This window comes from Variovorax sp. J22G73, assembly GCF_030317035.1.
Classification (GTDB): domain Bacteria; phylum Pseudomonadota; class Gammaproteobacteria; order Burkholderiales; family Burkholderiaceae_C; genus Variovorax.
This window is the reverse complement of sequence record NZ_JASZYK010000001.1, coordinates 1,470,142-1,491,134: the sequence shown is the minus strand read 5'-3', so window position 1 is coordinate 1,491,134 and position 20,993 is coordinate 1,470,142. Positions and strand designations below refer to the sequence as shown.

The window sequence follows — 20,993 nt, the reverse complement described above, 5'->3', positions numbered from 1 at the left end:
TCAAAACATAACTGCTTCGGCAGTTCTGTGGGCCCAGATGGCGGAATTGGTAGACGCACTAGTTTCAGGTACTAGCGAGTAACATCGTGGAGGTTCGAGTCCTCTTCTGGGCACCAAGTTTAAACAGACCTTTACCAGGTCATTCGATTGAAGCCACCGGTCTCCGGTGGCTTTTTTCATGCCCGCTCGATTCATCATCGAATGGACAATGCAGCCAAGTTGCAACACGCCACGCACAAACAAGTGCACGCGAGCGAACTCAGCAGCGAATTTGCCGCAAAAAGTTTGATATGATTGCAGTCTTTGCTGAGAAGCAAAAAAACATGAAAGCTTCGGCTGACATGAAGCCCAGATGGCGGAATTGGTAGACGCACTAGTTTCAGGTACTAGCGAGTAACATCGTGGAGGTTCGAGTCCTCTTCTGGGCACCAAATTCAAGCTGACCCCCGCCAGGTCATCCAAAGAAAGCCACCGGTCTCCGGTGGCTTTTTTCTTGTCCGTTCGAATGCGCATCAAACGGGCAGTGCGATCAGGTCGTGGCCCTCGGCGCCCACGATGCGCGCACGAGTGAATTCACCAACCTTCAACGTCTTGCTGATCTTCTCGGGCGGCAGCAGGCGAACCGTGCCGTCGATTTCCGGAGCATCCGCGTAGGTGCGCCCCACTCCACCCTTGCGGCCCATGCCCGGCGCCGAATCGACCAACACCTGCATCGTGGCACCCACGCGCTTTTGCAGCTTGGCGATCGACACGGCCTCGGCCACTTCCATGAAGCGTGCACGGCGCGCTTCGCGTTCGGCCTCGGGCAGCATGCCTGGAATGTCGTTGGCGGTGGCGCCCTGGACCGGGCTGTAGGCAAAGCAACCGGCGCGATCGATCTCGGCTTCGCGAATGAAGTCGAGCAGGTGCTCGAATTCCTGTTCCGTCTCGCCAGGGAAGCCGGCGATGAAGGTGCTGCGAATCACAAGCTCCGGGCACACCTCGCGCCAGCGCGCCAGCCGCTCCAGGTTTTTTTCACCGCTGGCCGGGCGCTTCATGCGCTTGAGCACGTCAGGATGACTATGCTGCAGCGGCACGTCGAGGTAAGGCAACACGAGGCCGCTGGCCATCAACGGAATGATCTCGTCAACGCTCGGGTACGGGTACACGTAGTGCAGGCGAACCCAGGCGCCATACGGCTCGGCGATTTCGCCCAGCGTGCGCACGAGTTCGAGCATGCGGGTCTTGACGGGCTTGCCGTCCCAGAAGCCGGTGCGGTACTTCACGTCGACACCGTAGGCCGAGGTGTCCTGGCTGATCACCAGCAACTCCCTGACGCCGCCTTCGAACAAGGCCTTGGCCTCGCTCAGCACATCGCCGACCGGCCGCGACACGAGGTCGCCGCGCATCGAAGGAATGATGCAGAAGGTGCAGCGATGGTTGCAGCCCTCGCTGATCTTCAGGTACGCGTAGTGGCGCGGCGTGAGTTTCAGGCCGGCGACGCCGAAAGTGTTCGGCACCAGGTCGATGAAAGGGTCGTGCGGCTTGGGCAGGTTCGCGTGCACCGCATCCATCACCTCTTGCGTGGCGTGAGGGCCGGTCACGGCCAGCACGCTCGGATGCATCTGGCGCACCAGGTTACCGCCCTGGTCGCCGGTCTTGGCACCCAGGCAGCCCGTGACGATCACGCGGCCGTTTTCGGCGAGCGCTTCGCCGATGGTGTCCAGGCTTTCCCTGACCGCATCGTCGATGAAGCCGCAGGTGTTGACGATCACCAGATCGGCACCTTCGAAAGTCTTGGCAGTTTGATAACCCTCGGCACTCAGCCGGGTCAGTATCAATTCGGAATCGGTCAGGGCCTTGGGGCAGCCCAGGCTCACGAATCCGACCTTGGGGGCGGTCGGCGTGGCTGTACGTTCGGGGGAGGCAACTTCGCTCATATGCCTCTATTGTCCCAGCTATCTGCGACAGCCGGGAAACCATTGGACAACCTCCCCTCCGGGTTGCCGTGCACTCGCTTTCGAAGCGCCGAGCGGCGCTCAGGGACGCTTGATGCCAAAGGCCCCCAGTACCTGTTCGGTGTTTTTCTGCATCTGCTCCTGCATCTGGAGAAAAACGTTCTTCGATTGCTCGACGTAGTTGCCCATCAGCCCCTGCAGCATCGGCGACTGCATGCTCATGAAGCGCGACCACATCTCGGGCGTCAGGCCCTCGGCCTTGTCGGCCAACTGCGCCTGCACCTCGGTCATGGCCTGGATGTTCTTCTCGAGGTAAGGGCCCATGTAGCCCTGCATCGCCTGTCCGTAGAAACGGATGATGTGCGAGAGCACCTGCTCGGTGAACATCGGCGCGCCGCCCGCCTCTTCTTCGAGAATGATCTGAAGCAGGATGCTGCGCGTGAGGTCGTCGCCGGTCTTGGCGTCGCGCACCACGAACTGCGCGTTCTGGATGACCAGTTGCTTCACCTCTGCCAAGGTGATGTACGTGGATGTCTCGGTGTCGTAGAGCCTTCGGTTGGGGTACTTCTTGATCACACGCTGTACCGGCTTGACCCCGGACTTCTTGCTCTGCACTGCGGACTCCTTCACATGGACGCCCATGTCATCGGATGATTCTAGGGAGCGGTTTTGCTGCGCCGCGACAAGGTTTACCCTGACCGCGCGTTTTGCACTCAGTCCGGAGATGTAGCGTACTCCGCGCCGCACGAATGGCAGGAGCCCGTTTCGGGCCGCTCATCGACCGCATCGCGAAAATAAAGGGGCGTCTTTTGCCCATAGACCACCCAGCAACGCGGGCAATGCTCTTGCCCGATGGTCGGGAGGTAGGCGCGGGCACGCTGTTCGGCGCGCTCTTCGGTCAACGGTACGCCCTGCCGCTGGGCACGCGCCACTTCGCGCGCCGCCATGGTTTCGGTGCGACCGCCGGCATGGTCGTTGATGCCGTAGACGGCACGCGCAAACTCGAGGGGAGCCTGCTTCAACAATGCGGCAAGGCGCTTGTCGGCATGAGCCCGATCAACCAACGTTGATCGCGTATTCATCAGATCGCTTGTCAAGAAAATTGGAAATGGTTTGCAGTGAGATCAAGGTAGCACAACAAGATGTACCATGGTCTTTTGCTGCATCACCACTGAGGACGATATGGACACCGGGGAACCCGGTGTCTGCTCTGTTCAACTGATCCGGTGGTTGGCCGGGACTGAACAGAAATTGGTAGGCGCGATTGGACTCGAACCAACGACCCCCACCATGTCAAGGTGGTGCTCTAACCAGCTGAGCTACGCGCCTAAGGATGTGTCCGAGAAGCACTTATTGTAGCAGTAGAAATCGCACTTTTTAGCGGCGACGTGCAGATCGCACACCAATTACTGAAATCACTATTCCAAGCACCTGAGTGAGCCGCGCAGCGTCCGCGATTTCGACAGTGAACGTCATCCATGCCGTGCCCTTGATCGACTGCGTCTGCACGCCGATCACATTCATCTTCTCGCGTGCGAACACATCGGAGATATCACGCAGAAGACCCTGGCGATCGGCCGCTTCCACGGACACGTCCACCGCATACACCGGTGCGTCCGCGCCCTTCTTCGGCACACCCCATTCCACCTCGATCACGCGTTCGCTGTTCTTCGACGCCATCGTGCGAAAGTTGCTGCAGTCGCCGCGGTGAACGCTGACGCCATGGCCGCGCGTGACAAAGCCGCGAATCGCGTCCGGCGGCGCGGGCTTGCAGCACTTGGCGAGTTGCGTCATCAATGAAGACACGCCCACCACCAGCACACCGCCCTTGCCCGACTTCTCGCTGCCGCGCGCCTTCTTGATAAGCACGCCATCGTCAGGACCGGGCGCGGGCTCCGGCGGACGCAGCAGCGTCTCGATGTTGCGCAGCGAAAACTCGTCCTTGCCCACCACTTCGAACAGGTTGTCCGCCGACTTGAAGCCCAGCTGTGAAGCGAGGTCTTCCAATCGCACAGACGTCTTCCCCTCGCGCTGCAACAGCTTCTCGACGGCCTCACGTCCGCGCGCCACCGTCTCGTGCGTGATCTGCGCGTTGAACCATGCGCGCACCTTCGCGCGCGCACGGTGGCTGGCCAGATAACCGAGCTCGGCGTTGAGCCAATCGCGCGACGGGCCACCTTCCTTCGCGGCAATGATCTCGACCGTCTGCCCGTTCGACAGCGGCGTGTTCAGCGGCACCATCGCGCCGTCGACACGCGCGCCGCGGCAACGATGGCCCAGCGTGGTGTGCACGGTGTACGCAAAGTCGACCGGCGTCGCGCCCTGCGGCAGCTCGACGATCGCCGCGTCCGGCGTCAGTACATAGATGCGGTCGTCGAACAGGCCCTGCCCTTGCAGGCCGCCCGACAGATCGCGCTCCCACGCCAGCAGCTGGCGCAGCACCGCGATCTTCGCGTCGTACTCACCGCTGGCCCACACACCGGCGTAACCCTTGTGGCCCGCTTCCTTGTAAGCCCAGTGCGCCGCCACGCCATGCTCGGCGTGGTCGTGCATTTCGTCGGTGCGGATCTGGATCTCTATCGGCTTGCCCGCCTTGCCGTCGACCAACTCGCGCACCACGGTGTGCAGCGACTGGTAGCCGTTGGGCTTCGGCCGCGCGATGTAGTCGTCGAACTCTTCGTCGATCGGCTGGAAATGCGAATGCACCCACGCCAGCGCCGCATAGCAGTCCTTGACGTCGCTCACCACCACGCGCAGCGCAAGAATGTCGAAGACCTGCGCGAAGTCGAGCGACTTGCCGCGCATCTTCTTCACGATGCTGTAGATGTTCTTGGGCCGCCCCTGCACGGTGGCCTTGACGCCCTCTTGCTGCAGCTCGCGCTCCAGTTGCGAACGCAGTTGCTCGATGTGCCCTTCGCGCTCGATGCGCTTCTCGTCGAGCAGCCGCGCAATCAGCTTGTAGGTCTCGGGTTCGAGAAAGCGGAACGAAAGATCCTCGATTTCCCACTTCACCTGCCAGATGCCCAGGCGGTTGGCCAGCGGCGCGAACACCTGCAGCGACTCGCGCGCCACGCTCTCGGGCGCCGGTTGCTTGCTCGCGGCCGCGTGCCGCAGCGTCTGCAGGCGCGAGGCCAGGCGCAGCATCACCACACGCAGGTCGCGCGAAAACGCCAGCAGCATCTTGCGCACGTTCTCGGTCTGCGCGCCCGCACCTTCTATCTTGTGGCCCTGCGCGGCCGAGCGCGCCTGCTCCTGCACGCGCACCAGCTTGGTGGTCTCGACCGCGAGCGCCGCGAAGTTGTCGCCGAACACCTTGGCGATCACCTCCTGCGGGCGGTTCAGGTGCTGGCAGGCATACACCAGGTAGCTCGCGGCCTGCATGGCTTCGGAGCCGCCCATCTTGGCGACGATGGCGGCCACCGCGTCGGCGTGCGCCAGCGTGTTTTCGCCGGTGTCCAGCGTTTCATCGGCAATCAGCGGCTCGGCGAACGCACGGGCGCGCGCCAGCATGTTTTCCATCACCGGCGTGCGATCGGCCGTGGCCGCGGACAACGGGTAGTCGACCATGCTCGCGTCGGACAGGGGTGCCGTCTGGAGGCTCGATGAATCGCGCTTCACTCTTCACTCAATCGAACAGGAAGTCGGTCACTGCGGCAATCTGCGCAGGATCGACGAAGGTGGGTGCATGGCCCACGCCATCGAACTCGACGAGTGCGGCATGCGGACCGCGCTGCGTCATGGCCAGGGCCGTGTCGCGCGACAGCAGATCGGACACCGCGCCGCGCGTGACGAGCGTGCGTGCCTCGATGGCGTCGTAAAGGCCCCACATGATCGCGCCGCCCTGCGCCGCCGCCTCGGGGGTGATGGCGCGCAGCGCCACGCCGATGGCAGGGTCGTAATGCAGCACCCAAGCACCGTCAGCGACATCAGCTTGATTGCCAGCGCCTTCGACCTTGGCCGCCCCATCGGCGCTGCGCTGCGACGCCGGCACCACCATGTGCTGCGACAGCGCCAGCCATTGCGCCGGCGTGTGCGGGCCGAAGGTGGTCGACAGCGCCCACATCGCATCGGCCGCCGCCTGCACGCTCGCGTACTGGCCGCTCTTGCCCACGTAGGCGCCAATGCGCTGCACCGCGGCCGGCTCGATGGTCGGACCCACGTCGTTGGCGACAAAGCGGCGAATGGGCCGCGCCAGCGGCAATTCCTTGTGGCCCGCCAGCACGAAGCCGATGAGCCCGCCCATGCTGGTGCCGACGTAGTCGAGCGTGTCGATCGGCTGATCGCGGTGCAATTGCGCTATCAACGCCACCATGTCGGCCGCGTACACGGGCACCTGATAGAAGGTTGGGTCGCGCAGCCAATCGCTGCGCCCGCGGCCCACCACGTCGGGGCAGACCACGCGCACGTCGCCGCCCGCGCGCGCGACGATGGCCTGGGCCAGCGCGTCGAAGTCGCGACCCTGCCGGGTCAGGCCGTGCACGCAGACCACGACCCGGGCGCTGCCGGCGTCGCCCCATTGCCAATAGGCCATGCGATGGCCGCCCTGGGCGTCGTCGCACGCCACGTAATGAAGCGTCGGTTCGGTCATGAAAAACGGGGCGTTCTGGTGCGGATAATGGGTTCGTCGCATCCTAATTCATCCGGAGATTGATCTACATGCTCAAAGGCAAAACCGCGCTTGTCACGGGGTCCACCAGCGGCATTGGCCTCGCCATCGCCAAGTCGCTCGCGCAACAGGGCGCGCACATCGTGCTCAACGGCTTCGGCGACGCCGAAACACCCAGGTCCCAGGTCGAGGCGCTCGGCGTGCGCGCCGAATACCACGGCGCCGACATGAGCAAGCCCGAACAGATCGAGGACATGATGAAGTTCGCCGCGGCCAAGTTCGGCCGCGTCGACATCCTGGTCAACAACGCCGGCATCCAGCATGTCGCCAAGGTCGAAGACTTTCCCACCGAACGTTGGGACGCCATCATCGCAATCAACCTCACCAGCGCGTTTCATACGACACGCCTGGCGATCCCCGCGATGCGCGAGGCCAACTGGGGCCGGGTGATCAACATCGCGTCGGCGCACGGGCTCGTGGCGTCGGCGCAGAAGTCGGCCTACGTGGCGGCCAAGCACGGCATCGTCGGGCTGACCAAGTCGGTGGCACTCGAAACCGCGACCACCGGCGTCACCGCCAACGCCATCTGCCCCGGGTGGGTGCTGACCCCGCTGGTGCAAAAGCAGATCGACGACCGCTCCGCGCGCGACGGCATCTCGGCCGCGCAGGCGCAGAACGAACTGCTGGGCGAAAAGCAGCCTTCGCTGCAGTTCACCACCGTCGAGCAACTGGGCGGCCTGGCCGTGTTCCTGTGCTCGCCGGCAGCCGACCAGGTCCGCGGCGTGGCCTGGGCCATGGACGGCGGCTGGACTGCCCAGTAAGGGTTAGCCCAGCGGTAGGCAGCAGCGTGCGCCGCTGCTGCCTTCAGCTTCTCTCTACTTGAGCTGCACCGAGCCCGACACGCTCACCACCACGCTGGTCTTGCCGGCTTCCACCGGCACTGCCGCATCGGCCGAGAACGACTTGGCCTGCATGGCCATCATGCGCGGACGGATCGGGCCGTTGTCGCTCGCATTCACCGACACCTCGCGCAGCGTGTAGCCGCCGAAGCCGAAGCCCTTGGCCAGTTCGTTGGCCTTCTGCTTGAAGTTTTCGATGGCGATGTTCTGCGCCTCGGTCTCGGTCTTGGCGCGTTGTTCGCGGCTCAGGCCGAAGCCCACGTTGGCCACGGTGAGCGTGTTGATGCGCCCGGCCACCTGGGTGATGCGCGGAAAGTCGCGCCCCTCGAGCACCAGCTCGCTCGAGCCCTGCCAGCCGTTGATCTTGCCGTCCTTGCTGTAGCGCGGCGACAGGCTGAAGTTGCCCGTGTGCACATCGAGCTGGCCCGGCTGCGCGCTCTTCTTCGCTTCGGCCAGCGCGGCATCGAGCGCGGCCTTCAGCTGCGTCTGCACGGTGGCGGCATCGGTCGCGTCGCGCGTGGTCGACAGCGTCATGCTCAGCAGGTCCTGCTGGACCTCGACCGTGCCGGCAGCGGTGAGCTGCAGCACGTTCTGCGGTGCGGGCACGACGGCGTTCTGGGCCATTGCGGTACCGGCGACGGCCAAGGCGGCGCAGGCCGCGAGCAATTGGATTTTCTTCAAGCGAATACTCCCTGGATTGGTATGAAAAGACAGGCCCGCGGCAGCGGGCCGACCGGCGCATTCGCAGTGCCTTCGCACCGCGTGCTTACCGCGTACTCACGACTTCAGCGGCGCTGGCTGCGCGGCGCGGTGAGCGGGTTGGCCACGCTCGACGGCACCGGCGTCGGCATGAGGCGCTCGGCGGGTTGCGATTCTGCAGAATGGCCGAGAGCCCCCGCCGAAGTCGGGGTCGGCGCCAGGCTTCCCGCGGATGGCGGGGTCCATTGGCCGCGCACCTGCTGGCGCAATTCGAACAGCTCGGCCGCGGTGAGCCGGCGCCCCGCGGCGGCCTCTTCGCGCTGCACCTCTTCGCGTTGCGCGGCGCGGTGGGCCGCCACCGCATCCCGGACTTCGTTGCGGCGCACCTCGCCCACCCTGAGGAAATCGCCGGACACCGCCTGCGACGGGCCGCAGGCGAAAACGAGAAGAAATGGCAGTGCGGAAAAAGTGGGTCTCATTGAGCAGAAGTCATAAGGCAAGGGGAACTTTGCCACCTCTGCGCTAACGTCGGATGACCAGACCGCGAGCGTCCGCAAGTTTTGTAACTTAGTGTCAAACCATAAGTAAATCCGGCTCTGCGAAGGCACAACGCCTTCAGAATCGGCGCTGTTACAAATTCATCGTTGTAGAAATGACTCAAGTTCCCGCTCGCACCGACAAGATCGTGATCGTCGACGACGACGCCCGCATCCGCGACCTGCTGCGCCGCTATCTGACGCAGGAAGGATTCGAAGTGATCGTGGCCGAGGACGGCAAGGCGCTCAACCGCATCCTGTTGCGCGACACGGTCGACCTGATCGTGCTCGACCTGATGATGCCCGGCGAAGACGGCCTCTCGGTCTGCCGCCGCCTGCGCGCCGCCAACGACCGCACCCCGATCATCATGCTCACCGCCAAGGGCGAGGACGTCGACCGCATCGTCGGCCTCGAGGTCGGTGCCGACGACTACCTGGGCAAGCCTTTCAACCCCCGCGAACTGCTGGCCCGCGTGCACGCCGTGCTGCGTCGCCGTCCGCCGCTCGAGGCGCCCGGCGCCCCCTCCACGGAGAACGAGACCGTCACCTTCGGTCCGTTCGCCTTCGATCTCGGCTCGCGCACCCTGAAGAAGGATGGCGAAGAACTCTCGCTGACCACCGGCGAGTTCGCGATGCTGAAGGCGCTGGTGCGCCATCCGCGTCAACCGCTGTCGCGCGAAAAGCTGGCCCAGCTGGCGCGCGGGCGCGAGTTCGAGCCCTTCGACCGCAGCCTGGACGTGCAGATCTCGCGCCTGCGCAAGCTGGTCGAGTCCGACGCCGCGGCGCCGCGCTACATCCAGACCGTCTGGGGCGTGGGCTACGTGTTCGTGCCGGACGGCACGGCCTGACGACCCGCTGAAAGGTGGCCATCGGCCAATCCGCCAGACCCGGCTCCGCGCAGGAGGACGGTGCGCAGGTCACGATGCCCAGCCCGCTCGAGGCGAGCGCGCAACGTGACCGCCGCCCCGGCCTAAAGCTCGGCTTCAGCCTTTTCTGGCGCACCTTCTTCCTGCTCGCGCTGCTGCTCATCGGCTGCACGGTCGCCTGGCTGCAGACCTTCCGCTCGCTCGAGTACGAGCCGCGCGCCATCCAGACCGCCCACCAGATCGCCTCGCTCGTGAACCTCACGCGCGCGGCGCTGGTGTATTCGGACGCCATCACGCGCGTGTCGCTGATCAAGACGCTGGCCGACCAGGAAGGCGTGCGCATCCTGCCGCGCGAACCCAACGACCGCTTCGAGCCCTACACCAGCGGCGCGCTCGACCTGCGCGTGACCGACGAGCTCATCGAGCAGCTCGGCGAAGGCACCACCGTGGCCAGCCGCGTGAACGACGAAGCCGGCCTGTGGATCGGCTTCACCATCGAGAGCGACACCTACTGGCTGCTGCTGGACCCCACGCGGTTCAGCCGGCTGGGCGGGCGCACCTGGCTGGTGTGGCTGAGCATGGCCATGGCGCTGTCGCTGGCTGGCGCGGCACTGATCACGCGGCTCATCAACCTGCCGCTCAAGCAGCTTTCACGCGCGACCATGCAGGTGCGCGAGGGTGAATACGAGGCGCACCGGCTCGACGAGCGCGCCCGCACCAACGAGATTCGCGCGGTGAACATCGGCTTCAACCGCATGGCCGACCAGCTCGCCAAGATCGAGCAGGACCGCGCCATCATGCTGGCCGGCATCTCGCACGACCTGCGCACGCCGCTGGCGCGCCTGCGGCTGGAAACCGAGATGAGCGTGGCCGACGAAGACGCGCGCGACCACATGGCGGCCGACATTGCGCAGCTCGACGCGATCATCGACAAGTTCCTGGACTACGCGCGGCCCGACCATGTGGACCCGCGCCCGGTGCTGCTGCGCGACGTGGTCGACGCCTGCACCTACGCCGTGCAGGACTACGAAGAGATGAACATCAAGGTCGAGGTGCCCCCCGACCTGCGCGTGATGGGCGACGAAGTCGAGCTCACGCGCGTCATCAGCAACCTGGTGGAGAACGCGCGGCGCTACGGCAAGACGCCCGCCACCGGCGTGGCCGACGTCACGATCCAGGCGCAGGCCAATAACGACGCGGTGCTCATCAAGGTGCGCGACCATGGCGCGGGCGTGGAGCCCGCCCTGCTCTCGCAGCTGACCAAGCCCTTCTTCCGCGGCGACGCGGCGCGCACTTCGGCCGCGGGCGCGGGCCTCGGGCTGTCGATCGTGGCGAAGAACATCGAGCGCATGGGCGGCACCTTCGCGCTCACCAGCACGCCGGGGCGCGGGCTGGCGGCGCATATACGGATGCCGCGCGCCATGGCGGCGGGCAAGCCGGGCGAGCCTCAAGCGGGCAGGAAGCCGCCGCTGGGCTGACCCCCAGTCAGCTCAGCGGTGCAGCAGCACGGCCGCGCGCGCTTCCATCGCGCGGCCCTCGCCCACCGGCCCCAGCTTCTCGGCCGTCTTGGCCTTCACGTTCACCTGTTCCAGCGCCACGCCCAGCGTGTCGGCGATGCGCTGGCACATCAGCGGAATGTGCGGTGCCAGCTTGGGCGCCTGCGCGATCACGGTGCTGTCGACGTTGCCGATTTCCCAGCCCGCCGCGCGCACCCGGCGCGCCGCCTCGGCCAGCAGCACCGACGAATCGGCGCCGCGAAACTGCGGGTCGGTGTCTGGAAAGTGGCGCCCGATGTCGCCCAGCCCGGCCCCGCCCAGCAGCGCGTCGGTGATGGCGTGCAGCAGCACGTCGGCGTCCGAATGCCCCAGCAGGCCGGTGGTGTGCGGCACCTCGATGCCGCCCAGGATCAGCTTGCGCCCGGCCACCAGCTGGTGAACGTCCCAGCCCTCGCCCACGCGGATGTTGAAAGCGGCCGTCATGCCATGTCCTTCTTGCGGGCGAGCAGCACGGCTTCCGCCAGTGCGAAGTCCTCGGGGAAAGTGACCTTGAAGTTCTGTGCGCTGCCCGGCACCAGCAGCGGCGACAGGCCGATGGCCTCGATGGCGCTGGCCTCGTCGGTCACGGCGTCGCCGGTGCGCTCCAGCGCGTCGAGCAGCATGCCGATGCGGAACATCTGCGGCGTCTGCGCCAGCCATTTGTCGGCGCGCGACAGCGTCTGCGACACCCGGCTCTCGGCGGTCGACACCTTCAGCGTGTCGGCCAGGCGTTGCGCCAGCAGGCCGCCGACGGCGTCGTGCTCGCAGGCGGCGATCAGCGCCTCGACCTGGCTCGACGTGACCAGGCACCGCGCCGCGTCGTGCACCAGCACCCAGTCGTGCGCCCCGGCGCCCTTCTGGCGCAGCGCCGCCAGGCCGTTGCGCACCGTGGCCGCGCGGCTCACGCCGCCCACGCGCAGCAGGTACTCGTTCTCGGCCGGAAAGCGCGGCAGCGCGGCGTCCACCTCGCGGTCGTCCGGCGACACCACCAGCGCCAGCCCGGCGAAACGCCCGGCCAGCGCGCGAAAGGCGTCCAGCGTGTGGGCCACCATCGGCGCGCCGGCAATGCGCCTGTACTGCTTGGGCACGGTGGACTGCGCATGGCCCGCGCGGTGGCCGGAGCCGGCGCATGGGATCAGCACGAAAAGTCGGGAAGAGGACATGGGGGCCCGGCGTCGGCAATGGCCGACAAGCGAATAAAGGGCCGCCATTCTAGAATTGCCCGCTTCGCACACCCCTCGCCAGCCGGCGCGGGGTGTTGTGCATTTTCTAAGCGTTCCATGGACCTCCCCCACCTCACGGCGGGCAAGCGTTTCACGCTGCCGCGTCCCCCCCTGTCGGCCGATGCACTGCTGCTGGCGCAGCTGGCCATGCGCGAGAAAGCCGCAGGGCGCGCCACGGCGATGTTCACGGCCGACGCCAACGACGCCCAGCGCCTCATCGACGAAATCGCGTTCTTCGCGCCCGACCTGCGCTGCGCCCTGTTCCCCGACTGGGAAACGCTGCCCTACGACAGCTTCTCGCCGCACCAGGACCTGATCAGCGAGCGGCTGGCCACGCTCTGGCGCATCAGCCAGAAAGAGGCCGACGTGGTGCTGGTGCCCGCCACCACCGCGCTCTACCGGCTCGCGCCGCCCGCCTTCCTGGCCGGCTACACCTTCCACTTCAAGGCCAAGCAGAAGCTGGAAGAGTCCAAGCTCAAGGCCCAGCTCACGCTGGCCGGCTACAGCCACGTGACGCAGGTGGTGAGCCCGGGCGAATACGCAGTGCGCGGCGGCCTGATCGACCTGTTCCCCATGGGCTCGCTGGTGCCGTTTCGCGTCGACCTGTTCGACGACGAGATCGACTCCATTCGCACCTTCGACCCCGACACCCAGCGCAGCCTGTACCCCGTGCCCGAGGTGCGCCTGCTGCCCGGGCGCGAGTTTCCGATGGACGACGACGCGCGCGGGCGCTTTCGCAGCCGCTGGCGCGAGCTGCTCGAGGGCGACCCGACCAAGAGCCGCATCTACAAGGACATGGGCAACGGCGTGGCCACCGCCGGCATCGAGTACTACCTGCCGCTGTTCTTCGACGAGACGGCCACGGTGTTCGACTACCTGGGCGCCGACGCCACCGTGGTGCTGCACGGCGACCTCGAACCCGCGTTCCAGCACTTCTGGCAGGACACCAACGAGCGCTACCGGCTGGTGCAGGGCGACCCCGAGCGGCCCGCCCTGCCGCCCGAGGCGCTGTTCCTGAGTGCCGAGCAGTTCTACCAGCGCGCCAAGCCCCATGCGCAGCTCGCCATTCGCGGCGACGCGCCCACCGAGGCGCCCTACGCCGAGTTCGACAAGCTCCCGCCCTTCGCCGTGGTGCGCGGCGCCGAAGACCCGCTGGTCGGCCTGAAGGCCCACATCAAGTCCACGCCGCACCGCGTGCTGCTGATTGCCGAAAGCGACGGCCGCCGCGAGAGCCTGCTCGACTTCCTGCGCGCCAGCGGCGTGAGCCCGCCGGCCTTCGACTCGCTGGCCGAGTTCGAAGCCTCCGCCGACGAGAAGATCGGCATCGCCACCGCCGCGCTGGCCTCGGGCTTCGCATGGCGCGAACAGGGCATCGACCTGGTCACCGAAACCGAGCTGTTCGCCACCGCGCCCACCACGCGCCGGCGCAACAAGAAGCAGGAGCAGGTCAGCGACGTCGAGGCGCTCATCAAGGACCTGTCGGAGCTCAACGTGGGCGACCCGGTGGTGCACAGCGCGCACGGCATCGGCCGCTACCGCGGCCTGATCCACATGGACCTGGGCCAGGGCGTGGACGCCGAAGGCAAGCCGCTGCTGCAGGAAATGCTGCACCTGGAGTACGCCGACAAGGCCACGCTCTACGTGCCCGTGAGCCAGCTGCACCAGATCAGCCGCTACACCGGCGTGAGCGCCGACGAGGCCCCGCTGCACAAGCTGGGCTCCGGCCAGTGGGAAAAGGCCAAGCGCAAGGCCGCCGAACAGGTGCGCGACTCGGCCGCCGAGCTGCTCAACATCTACGCCCGCCGCGCCGCGCGCGAAGGCCATGCCTTTCGCTATTCGCCGGCCGACTACGAGGTGTTCAGCAACGACTTCGGCTTCCAGGAAACGGCCGACCAGAAGGCGGCCATCCATGCCGTGGTGCAGGACATGATCTCGCCCCAGCCCATGGACCGCCTCGTGTGCGGCGACGTGGGCTTCGGCAAGACCGAAGTGGCGCTGCGCGCCGCCTTCATCGCCGTCACCGGCGGCAAGCAGGTGGCGTTCCTGGCGCCGACCACGCTGCTGGCCGAACAGCACTACCAGACCCTGGTCGACCGCTTCGCCAAGTGGCCGGTGAAGGTGGCCGAGATGAGCCGCTTTCGCTCGGCCAAGGAAATCACCGCCGCCGCCAAGGGCCTGGCCGAGGGCCAGGTCGACATCGTGGTGGGCACGCACAAGCTGCTGTCGCAGTCGGTCAAGTTCAAGAACCTGGGCCTGCTCATCATCGACGAGGAGCACCGTTTCGGCGTGCGCCACAAGGAGGCGATGAAGGCCATGCGGGCCGAGGTCGACGTGCTCACGCTCACCGCCACGCCCATTCCGCGCACGCTGGGCATGGCGCTCGAAGGCCTGCGCGACCTGAGCGTGATCGCCACCGCGCCGCAGCGGCGCCTGGCCATCAAGACCTTCGTGCGCAACGAAGGCACCGGCGTGATCCGCGAGGCCGTGCTGCGCGAGCTGAAGCGCGGCGGGCAGGTGTACTTCCTGCACAACGAGGTCGAGACCATCGAGAACCGCCGCCAGAAGCTCGAAGAGATCCTGCCCGAGGCGCGCATCGCCGTGGCGCACGGCCAGATGCCCGAGCGCGAGCTGGAGCGCGTGATGCGCGACTTCGTGGCGCAGCGCTACAACCTGCTGCTGTGCTCGACCATCATCGAGACCGGCATCGACGTGCCCACGGCCAACACCATCGTCATGAGCCGCGCCGACAAGTTCGGCCTGGCGCAGCTGCACCAGCTGCGCGGGCGCGTCGGGCGCTCGCACCACCAGGCGTATGCGTACCTGATGGTGCCGGACACCGAGGGCCTGACCAAGCACGCCGCCCAGCGGCTGGACGCCATCCAGCAGATGGAAGAACTGGGCTCCGGCTTCTACCTGGCCATGCACGACCTGGAGATCCGCGGCACCGGCGAGGTGCTGGGCGAGAACCAGAGCGGCAACATGATGGAAATCGGCTTCCAGCTCTACAACGAGATGCTCAGCGAGGCCGTGCGCGCGCTCAAGGCCGGGCAGGAGCCCGACCTGCTGTCGCCGCTGTCGGTCACCACCGAAATCAACCTGCACGCCCCCGCCCTGCTGCCCGACGACTACTGCGGCGACGTGCACCTGCGCCTGTCGTTCTACAAGAAGCTCGCGACCGCGAAGACGCCCGACCAGATCGACACGCTGCTCGAGGAAATCGTCGACCGCTTCGGCAAGCTGCCGCCGCAGGCGCAGACGCTCATCGACACGCACCGCCTGCGCGTGCTCGCGCGGCCGTACGGCGTGGTGAAGGTCGATGCCGCGCCCGGCATCATCAACATCACCTTCAAGAAGGACCCGCCGGTCGACTCGATGGCCATCATCCAGCTGATCCAGAAGAACAAGCACATCAAGCTCGCCGGCAACGAGAAGCTGCGCATCGAGCGCGAGCTGAAGGAGCCGAAGGAGCGGGCGCAGATGGTGCGTGATGTGCTGCGCAGCCTGGGGCAGCCGCTGGTGAAGGAAAGCACTGCCGCCGCCATATAAGTGCGCGGCACTTATATAATTGCGGGTGTAATTTTCGCCAAGGAGAACCCCAATGTCGCAAGTCACCATCTATCTCGAGGACGACACGCTGGACGCGGCCAAGGGCGCCGCCGCCCGCGCCGGGCTGTCGCTGAGTCGCTGGTTCGCGCAGTTCGCCGAGGCTGAAAAACGGCAGCTTGGCAGCGATCGTTCCGCGTTCTGGGCCGAAATCGACCGGCTGCGTGCCGAGGGCGGCGACGATGGGCTGGACTTCTTGCTGGGTCCCGACCGCCACAGCGACCTGGGCGTCGACGCGCCGCGCGAAACGCTCTGATGTTCCTGCTCGACACCAATGCGTTGATCTACGCGTTCAAGGGTCAAGGACGCTATCGGGAGCGCATCGATGCCACCGATCCGGCACGGCTGCACGTCAGCAACATCAGCCTGTTCGAAATCGAGTTCGGCCTGGCGCGCTCCAGCAATCCTGCGCCGATGCGCATCTTCATCGAAGATGCGCGCCGGCGCCATGTCTGGCTGCCGCTGGACCCCACGAGCGCCATTCGCGCCGGGCAACTGCGCCAGGCACTTTCTGAAACCGGGACGCCCATAGGCCCCTACGATCTGCTGATCGCCGGCACGGCGTTGGCCCTCAACCTGATCGTCGTTACTCGCAACATCCGGGAATTCACACGAGTGCCCGGCCTGCGTGTCGAAAACTGGTACGACTGATGACCACTCTTTCACCCTCCGCGGAGCTCGCCTCCGGCCTCGTCCTCCAGCGCGTCACCCCGCCGCTGAAGCTCACCGACTTCAAGCTGATCGCGTTCGACATGGACTCGACGCTCATCAACATCGAGTGCATCGACGAAATCGCCGATGCCGTCGGCAAGAAGGCCGAGGTGGCCGCCATCACCGAGGCCACGATGCGCGGCGAGATCAAGGACTTCAAGGAAAGCCTGCGCCGCCGCGTGGCGCTGCTGCAGGGCGTGCCCGTGGCCGCGCTGCAGCAGGTGTACGACGAGCGCCTGAAGCTCAACCCCGGCGCGGCCGAACTGGTCGCGGCCTGCAAGAAGGCCGGGCTGAAAGTGCTGCTGGTGTCGGGCGGCTTCACCTTCTTCGCGAACCGCGTGAAGGACCGCCTGGGCATCGACTTCGCGCGCTCCAACCTGCTGGACGAAGCCGACGGCAAGCTCACCGGCCAGGTCGTCACGCAGAGCTGGGGCGACATCTGCGACGGCGCCGAAAAGCGCCGCACGCTGCTCGAAGTGGCCTCGCTCATGGGCATCTCCGCGCAGGAAACCATTGCCGTGGGCGACGGCGCGAACGACCTGCCGATGATGGGCGAGGCCGGCCTGTCGGTGGCGTACCACGCCAAGCCGAAGGTGCGCGAGCAGGCCATGGTGGCCATCAACGAAGGCGGGCTCGACCGCGTGCTGGAGATTTTGAAATGACCGACACCCCGGCAGACACGCCCCTCTACCGCGCCGACGCGCTGCGCGACTACGCCAGCGCCCTGCTGCAAAAGGCCGGCCTCGCCGCATCGATGGCCGACAGCGTCGCGCGCACCCTGGTCGAGGGCGACCTGCTGGGCCACGACACGCACGGCCTCGCGCTGCTGGCGGGCTACGTGAAGGAAATCGAGTCGGGCGGCATGGCGCGCGACGGCGCGCCCGAGGTGCTGTCGGACCGCCCCGCCGCCGTGCTGTGGGACGGCAAGCGCCTGCCCGGCCCGTGGCTCATGGACCAGGGCATGGACCTGCTGGTGCCGCGCGCCCGCGAACTGGGCACGGCGTCGCTGGTCATCCGGCGCAGCCACCACATCGCCTGCCTCGCGGTCTACATGCTGCGCGCGCTGCAGGAAGACATGCTGATGCTGCTGGCCTGCTCCGACCCCAACGCGGCCAGCGTCGCGCCCTTCGGCGGCACGCAGGCGGTGTTCACGCCCAACCCGCTGGCCATGGGTTTCCCGCTGTCGCAGGGCGGCGTGATGGTCGACATCTCGGCCTCCATCACCACCAACGGCATGAGCAACCGCAAGCGCGCGGCCGGCGAAACCTTCGCCGAAGAATGGCTCATCGACGCCACCGGCAAGCCGAGCAACGACCCGCAGGTGCTGTTCGACCAGCCGCCCGGCACGCTGCTGCCCGTGGGCGGCCTGAGTCACGGCCACAAGGGCTACGGCATGGCGCTGCTGGTGGAAACGCTCACGGCCGGCCTTGCGGGCCATGGCCGCGCGGACCCGCCCGAGGGCTGGGGCGCGACGGTGCACATCACGCTGCACGACCTGAACGCCTTCGGCGGCAAGGCCGCCTTCCTGCGCCAGATGGACCACGTGGCCGCGCAATGCCGCGGCAATGCGCCCATCGACCCGGCGAGGCCGGTGCGGCTGCCGGGTGAAGGCGGGTTGAAACGTCGGGATGCGCAATCTGCGAACGGGGTGCGGCTGCACCCGTCGATCGCGCGCTCGCTGCAGGATGCGGAGCAGCGGCACGGGCTGGCGCTGGCCCGTGCGCTCTTGAGCTGAAGACTCAGTCCGGAGGCTCAGTCCTCGTCGGACGGGGCTTCGGTTTTTTCGCCTGCCGGGCGCGGCGCGCGCTTGGCCGGCCTGGCGACCACCTCGATGTAGAACTGCTTGCCGGCTTCCTTGACCACGCCGTCGATCAGCCCGGTGATGGCCGACAGGTGGACGACTTCGGCCGATTCCTCGGCCGCGCCGAACTTGCAATCGAAGTCCCAGAAGTCGGAGCCTTCGGGCAGAACGCGACGGCGTTCGCGCTTGATGTACTTGCGGATCTCGTGCTTGATGGCTTCGAGGTGACGGTCGGGGTGCTTGCCCTCGACTTGAAGCTGAAAGGTTTTTCTCATGGGTGATCGTAACTCTGTAGCTCGCCCCGCCGTCCTGTGTACAGTCGGCGGCTCTATGGAAAGCAGGTGAAAGACATGGCGCGCGCAAACGACTGGGCAAGCAAGGTGATGGCATTGATCAACGGTGGCAACCCCACGGCGGCCATCGCGCAGATCAAGGTGGCGCCCACGGTGAAGGACCTGAAGGCGCTGCAGACCATCATGACGCTGTCCAAAATGAAAGGCCGCTATCCGAACGTGGATGCGGCCATTGCGGACAACCTGGACCTGCTCGCAGCGCCCAGGCTGCACCGGTCCCCCTGATACCTCGTACCTGATGCCTGAAACCCCGTCGCCGGGGTTTCAGCGCTCAGAGCGCCTGGCCGAGGCGCTTCACGCCTTCCTCGATCTTGGCCACGTCGGCCGTGGCAAAGCTCAGGCGCAGGGTGGCCACGTCGGGGTTCTCGGCGAAGAACGGCGCGCCGGGCACGAAGGCCACCAGCTTCTCGATGGCGCGCTTGGCCAGCACGTTGGCATCGGCCAGCTTGCCGTTGGCGCCCGTGAGGCGCGCCCAGAAAAACAGCCCGCCGTTGGGCTGCACGAAGCTCACCGCGTCGCCCAGTTCGCGCTTCAGCGCACTGCCCATGGCCTGCGCGCGCTGGCCGTACACCTCGCGCACATGCGCCAGCGTGCCCGGCATGCGGCCGCTCTTCAGGTACTGCGCGGCCGTGGCCTGCGAGAAGGTGCTGGTGTGCGCATCGCTGAACTGCTTGCACATGGTGGCCTTGGCCAGCAGCTCGGCCGGGGCGATCATCCAGCCGATGCGCAGGCCGGGGCTCAGTACCTTGCTCAGGCTGCCGCAATGGGCGATGAGCTCGCGGCTGCCGGGCACGTCCTTGCTGAGCGCCATGATCGACGGCGGCGGTGCCTCGCCGAAGTACAGGTCGCCGTAGGGGTCGTCCTCGACCACCAGCGTCTTGTACTTCACGGCCAGCTCCAGCACCTTCTTGCGGCGCTCCAGGCTCAGCATGGCGCCGCTGGGGTTGCCGAAGGTGGGAATCAGGTAGACGAACTTGGGCTTGTGCTCGGCAATGAGCTTCTCGAGTTCGTCGGTCTTCACGCCGTTCTCGTCGATGGGCGCGCTGATGAGCTGCGCGCCGTACAGGCGAAAGCACTGGATGGTGGCCAGGAAGGTCGGGCCTTCGACGATGACCTTGTCGCCGGGCGAAATCATGGTCTTGCCCAGCAGGTCGAGCGCCTGCTGGCTGCCGGTGGTGACGATGAGGCCGCTGGGGTCGACCTCGACGCCCTTGGTCTTCATGAAGGCGCTGAGCTGCGTGCGCAGCGGCTCGTAGCCTTCGGTGGCGCCGTATTGCAGCGCGCCGCCGGGCTCCTCGGAAAGTGCCTTCTGGCTCGCCTCCTTCAGGCCCTCGACGTCGAACATGGCGCTGTCCGGGAAACCGCCCGCGAAACTGATGATGCCGGGCGTGCCCAGCAGCTTGAAGAGTTCGCGGATGGCGGAGGTTTCGACGTTGTCGAGGCGGGAGGCGAATTGCATGGTCAGTCTCACTTTCTGGGCGCCATTGTCGCGAAAGCGGCTGGCAATAAAGCTGCGTAGGGCTATCGGCTTTCAACGATATATTGCGCTACAGCTGACCCCCGTCCCATGAAAAAAGACAACATTCCCCTCTTCTTCGCCACCCTGCAGGCGGCCAACCCCGAGCCCCGCACCGAGCTCGAATACACCACCCCCTTCGAGCTGCTGGCCGCCGTGCTGCTGTCCGCGCAGGCCACCGACGTGGGCGTGAACAAGGCCACGCGCAAGCTGTTTCCGGTGGCGAACACGCCGCAGGCCATCTACGACCTGGGCGTGGAGGGGCTGGAGGAATACATCAAGACCATCGGCCTGTACCGCAGCAAGGCCAAGCACCTGATCGAGACCTGCCGCATGCTGGTGGAGCTGCACGGTGGCGAGGTGCCCCGCACCCGCGCCGAGCTGGAAGCCCTGCCCGGCGTCGGGCGCAAGACCGCCAACGTGGTGCTGAACGTGGCCTTCGGCGAGGCGACCATCGCGGTGGACACGCACATCTTCCGCATGGGCAACCGCACCGGCCTGGCGCCGGGCAAGACGCCGCTGGACGTGGAACTCAAGCTGGAGAAGCGCGTTCCACTGGAGTACCGCCTGCACGCGCACCACTGGCTCATCCTGCACGGGCGCTATGTGTGCGTGGCGCGCAAGCCGCGCTGCTGGGAATGCGCGGTGCACACCTTCTGCGCGTACAAGCCCAAGACGCCGGCGCCCAAGACAGCATGACCGGCAAGA

The 20,993-nt window shown here is 66.4% G+C and carries 21 protein-coding genes and 3 tRNA genes; 12 read left to right on the top strand and 12 right to left on the bottom strand.

Annotation, left to right across the window (positions count from 1 at the left end):
* Positions 1-31: 31 nt before the first annotated feature.
* Together QTI51_RS07015 and QTI51_RS07010 are read left to right on the top strand one after the other, a co-directional pair.
* Positions 32-116 (top strand) — tRNA-Leu (locus QTI51_RS07015).
* Positions 117-346: 230 nt separating this feature from the next.
* Positions 347-431 (top strand) — tRNA-Leu (locus QTI51_RS07010).
* An 81-nt stretch (positions 432-512) separates the two neighbouring features.
* On the opposite strand, the gene rimO is transcribed toward QTI51_RS07010, so the two are convergent.
* The 6 genes from rimO to QTI51_RS06980 all read right to left on the bottom strand — a co-directional run bounded on the left by rimO (position 513) and on the right by QTI51_RS06980 (position 6,567).
* Positions 513-1,919, bottom strand: a complete 1,407-nt coding sequence (gene rimO / locus QTI51_RS07005; RefSeq protein WP_116908906.1) for a 30S ribosomal protein S12 methylthiotransferase RimO — start codon at positions 1,917-1,919, stop codon at positions 513-515.
* 99 nt (positions 1,920-2,018) lie between these two features.
* The gene (gene phaR / locus QTI51_RS07000) at positions 2,019-2,579 is read right to left on the bottom strand and encodes a polyhydroxyalkanoate synthesis repressor PhaR (RefSeq protein ID WP_116908905.1); all 561 of its coding nucleotides are present in this window, start codon (positions 2,577-2,579) and stop codon (positions 2,019-2,021) included.
* Between the two features lie 71 nt (positions 2,580-2,650).
* Positions 2,651-3,034 carry a hypothetical protein gene (locus QTI51_RS06995; RefSeq protein WP_286512244.1) on the bottom strand — a complete coding sequence of 128 codons (384 nt, stop codon included), beginning with the start codon at positions 3,032-3,034 and terminating at the stop codon, positions 2,651-2,653.
* A gap of 155 nt (positions 3,035-3,189) precedes the next feature.
* Positions 3,190-3,266 (bottom strand) — tRNA-Val (locus QTI51_RS06990).
* 48 nt (positions 3,267-3,314) lie between these two features.
* Entirely contained in the window at positions 3,315-5,504 is a 2,190-nt protein-coding gene (locus QTI51_RS06985) for a RelA/SpoT family protein (RefSeq protein WP_286513691.1), read from the bottom strand.
* A gap of 58 nt (positions 5,505-5,562) precedes the next feature.
* Positions 5,563-6,567 (bottom strand): alpha/beta fold hydrolase, encoded by a 1,005-nt coding sequence (locus QTI51_RS06980; RefSeq protein ID WP_116908902.1) that lies wholly within the window; start codon positions 6,565-6,567, stop codon positions 5,563-5,565.
* 26 nt (positions 6,568-6,593) lie between these two features.
* On the opposite strand from QTI51_RS06980, the gene QTI51_RS06975 reads away from it, so the two are divergent.
* Positions 6,594-7,364, top strand: coding sequence for a 3-hydroxybutyrate dehydrogenase (locus QTI51_RS06975; protein WP_116909102.1), 771 nt, complete (start codon positions 6,594-6,596; stop codon positions 7,362-7,364).
* Positions 7,365-7,418: 54 nt separating this feature from the next.
* On the opposite strand, the gene QTI51_RS06970 is transcribed toward QTI51_RS06975, so the two are convergent.
* On the bottom strand, positions 7,419-8,123 hold the full coding sequence (locus QTI51_RS06970) for an SIMPL domain-containing protein (RefSeq protein WP_116908901.1): 705 nt from the start codon (positions 8,121-8,123) through the stop codon (positions 7,419-7,421).
* Between the two features lie 104 nt (positions 8,124-8,227).
* A complete protein-coding gene (locus tag QTI51_RS06965) occupies positions 8,228-8,698 on the bottom strand; it encodes a hypothetical protein (RefSeq protein WP_286547595.1) in 471 nt (156 codons plus the stop codon).
* A 95-nt stretch (positions 8,699-8,793) separates the two neighbouring features.
* On the opposite strand from QTI51_RS06965, the gene ompR reads away from it, so the two are divergent.
* Both ompR and QTI51_RS06955 read left to right on the top strand, forming a co-directional pair.
* Positions 8,794-9,525: an osmolarity response regulator transcription factor OmpR gene (gene ompR / locus QTI51_RS06960; protein ID WP_007837017.1), complete on the top strand. Its 732-nt coding sequence runs from the start codon at positions 8,794-8,796 to the stop codon at positions 9,523-9,525.
* Between the two features lie 74 nt (positions 9,526-9,599).
* Complete coding sequence (locus QTI51_RS06955; RefSeq protein ID WP_116909101.1) at positions 9,600-11,021, top strand: sensor histidine kinase family protein; 1,422 nt, start codon at positions 9,600-9,602, stop codon at positions 11,019-11,021.
* Positions 11,022-11,033: 12 nt separating this feature from the next.
* Here the strand turns inward: QTI51_RS06955 and ispF are convergent, their stop codons facing one another.
* Together ispF and ispD are read right to left on the bottom strand one after the other, a co-directional pair.
* A complete protein-coding gene (gene ispF / locus QTI51_RS06950; protein WP_116908899.1) occupies positions 11,034-11,522 on the bottom strand; it encodes a 2-C-methyl-D-erythritol 2,4-cyclodiphosphate synthase in 489 nt (162 codons plus the stop codon).
* On the bottom strand, positions 11,519-12,241 hold the full coding sequence (gene ispD / locus QTI51_RS06945; RefSeq protein WP_116908898.1) for a 2-C-methyl-D-erythritol 4-phosphate cytidylyltransferase: 723 nt from the start codon (positions 12,239-12,241) through the stop codon (positions 11,519-11,521). The genes ispF and ispD overlap by 4 nt, the downstream gene beginning before the upstream one ends.
* Before the next feature lie 117 nt (positions 12,242-12,358).
* Here ispD and mfd point away from each other — a divergent pair, with 117 nt between their 5' ends.
* Genes mfd through QTI51_RS06920 form a run of 5 tightly spaced genes read left to right on the top strand, consistent with a single transcriptional unit; the run spans position 12,359 to position 18,350 of the window.
* On the top strand, positions 12,359-15,847 hold the full coding sequence (gene mfd / locus QTI51_RS06940; protein ID WP_116908897.1) for a transcription-repair coupling factor: 3,489 nt from the start codon (positions 12,359-12,361) through the stop codon (positions 15,845-15,847).
* 52 nt (positions 15,848-15,899) lie between these two features.
* The gene (locus QTI51_RS06935) at positions 15,900-16,160 is read left to right on the top strand and encodes a hypothetical protein (protein WP_116908896.1); all 261 of its coding nucleotides are present in this window, start codon (positions 15,900-15,902) and stop codon (positions 16,158-16,160) included.
* Positions 16,160-16,555 (top strand): type II toxin-antitoxin system VapC family toxin, encoded by a 396-nt coding sequence (locus tag QTI51_RS06930; protein WP_116908895.1) that lies wholly within the window; start codon positions 16,160-16,162, stop codon positions 16,553-16,555. Before QTI51_RS06935 ends, QTI51_RS06930 begins: the two co-directional genes overlap by 1 nt.
* The gene (gene serB, locus QTI51_RS06925) at positions 16,555-17,277 is read left to right on the top strand and encodes a phosphoserine phosphatase SerB (protein ID WP_116908894.1); all 723 of its coding nucleotides are present in this window, start codon (positions 16,555-16,557) and stop codon (positions 17,275-17,277) included. The genes QTI51_RS06930 and serB overlap by 1 nt, the downstream gene beginning before the upstream one ends.
* On the top strand, positions 17,274-18,350 hold the full coding sequence (locus tag QTI51_RS06920) for an Ldh family oxidoreductase (RefSeq protein WP_116908893.1): 1,077 nt from the start codon (positions 17,274-17,276) through the stop codon (positions 18,348-18,350). The genes serB and QTI51_RS06920 overlap by 4 nt, the downstream gene beginning before the upstream one ends.
* 17 nt (positions 18,351-18,367) lie before the next feature.
* Here QTI51_RS06920 and QTI51_RS06915 read toward each other — a convergent pair whose 3' ends face one another.
* Positions 18,368-18,691 (bottom strand): DUF6172 family protein, encoded by a 324-nt coding sequence (locus QTI51_RS06915; protein WP_116908892.1) that lies wholly within the window; start codon positions 18,689-18,691, stop codon positions 18,368-18,370.
* 75 nt (positions 18,692-18,766) lie between these two features.
* Between QTI51_RS06915 and QTI51_RS06910 the strand changes: the two genes are divergently transcribed.
* Positions 18,767-18,994: a hypothetical protein gene (locus tag QTI51_RS06910; protein ID WP_116908891.1), complete on the top strand. Its 228-nt coding sequence runs from the start codon at positions 18,767-18,769 to the stop codon at positions 18,992-18,994.
* Positions 18,995-19,040: 46 nt separating this feature from the next.
* Here the strand turns inward: QTI51_RS06910 and QTI51_RS06905 are convergent, their stop codons facing one another.
* Positions 19,041-20,228: an aminotransferase-like domain-containing protein gene (locus tag QTI51_RS06905; protein WP_116908890.1), complete on the bottom strand. Its 1,188-nt coding sequence runs from the start codon at positions 20,226-20,228 to the stop codon at positions 19,041-19,043.
* Between the two features lie 108 nt (positions 20,229-20,336).
* On the opposite strand from QTI51_RS06905, the gene nth reads away from it, so the two are divergent.
* A complete protein-coding gene (gene nth / locus QTI51_RS06900) occupies positions 20,337-20,984 on the top strand; it encodes an endonuclease III (RefSeq protein ID WP_116908889.1) in 648 nt (215 codons plus the stop codon).
* Positions 20,985-20,993: the final 9 nt, after the last annotated feature.

What these genes read in the sequence shown, in the direction of transcription:
- mfd (WP_116908897.1), top strand. Translation starts at nt 12,359, where the DNA reads ATGGACCTCCCCCACCTCACGGCGGGCAAGCGTTTCACGCTGCCGCGT.
- QTI51_RS06930 (WP_116908895.1), top strand. Translation starts at nt 16,160, where the DNA reads ATGTTCCTGCTCGACACCAATGCGTTGATCTACGCGTTCAAGGGTCAA.
- QTI51_RS06955 (WP_116909101.1), top strand. Translation starts at nt 9,600, where the DNA reads ATGCCCAGCCCGCTCGAGGCGAGCGCGCAACGTGACCGCCGCCCCGGC.
- serB (WP_116908894.1), top strand. Translation starts at nt 16,555, where the DNA reads ATGACCACTCTTTCACCCTCCGCGGAGCTCGCCTCCGGCCTCGTCCTC.
- rimO (WP_116908906.1), bottom strand. Translation starts at nt 1,919, where the DNA reads ATGAGCGAAGTTGCCTCCCCCGAACGTACAGCCACGCCGACCGCCCCC.
- QTI51_RS06915 (WP_116908892.1), bottom strand. Translation starts at nt 18,691, where the DNA reads ATGAGAAAAACCTTTCAGCTTCAAGTCGAGGGCAAGCACCCCGACCGT.
- ispF (WP_116908899.1), bottom strand. Translation starts at nt 11,522, where the DNA reads ATGACGGCCGCTTTCAACATCCGCGTGGGCGAGGGCTGGGACGTTCAC.
- QTI51_RS06935 (WP_116908896.1), top strand. Translation starts at nt 15,900, where the DNA reads ATGTCGCAAGTCACCATCTATCTCGAGGACGACACGCTGGACGCGGCC.
- nth (WP_116908889.1), top strand. Translation starts at nt 20,337, where the DNA reads ATGAAAAAAGACAACATTCCCCTCTTCTTCGCCACCCTGCAGGCGGCC.
- QTI51_RS06920 (WP_116908893.1), top strand. Translation starts at nt 17,274, where the DNA reads ATGACCGACACCCCGGCAGACACGCCCCTCTACCGCGCCGACGCGCTG.
- QTI51_RS06910 (WP_116908891.1), top strand. Translation starts at nt 18,767, where the DNA reads ATGGCGCGCGCAAACGACTGGGCAAGCAAGGTGATGGCATTGATCAAC.
- QTI51_RS06905 (WP_116908890.1), bottom strand. Translation starts at nt 20,228, where the DNA reads ATGCAATTCGCCTCCCGCCTCGACAACGTCGAAACCTCCGCCATCCGC.
- QTI51_RS06975 (WP_116909102.1), top strand. Translation starts at nt 6,594, where the DNA reads ATGCTCAAAGGCAAAACCGCGCTTGTCACGGGGTCCACCAGCGGCATT.
- ispD (WP_116908898.1), bottom strand. Translation starts at nt 12,241, where the DNA reads ATGTCCTCTTCCCGACTTTTCGTGCTGATCCCATGCGCCGGCTCCGGC.
- phaR (WP_116908905.1), bottom strand. Translation starts at nt 2,579, where the DNA reads ATGGGCGTCCATGTGAAGGAGTCCGCAGTGCAGAGCAAGAAGTCCGGG.
- ompR (WP_007837017.1), top strand. Translation starts at nt 8,794, where the DNA reads ATGACTCAAGTTCCCGCTCGCACCGACAAGATCGTGATCGTCGACGAC.
- QTI51_RS06985 (WP_286513691.1), bottom strand. Translation starts at nt 5,504, where the DNA reads ATGGTCGACTACCCGTTGTCCGCGGCCACGGCCGATCGCACGCCGGTG.
- QTI51_RS06980 (WP_116908902.1), bottom strand. Translation starts at nt 6,567, where the DNA reads ATGCGACGAACCCATTATCCGCACCAGAACGCCCCGTTTTTCATGACC.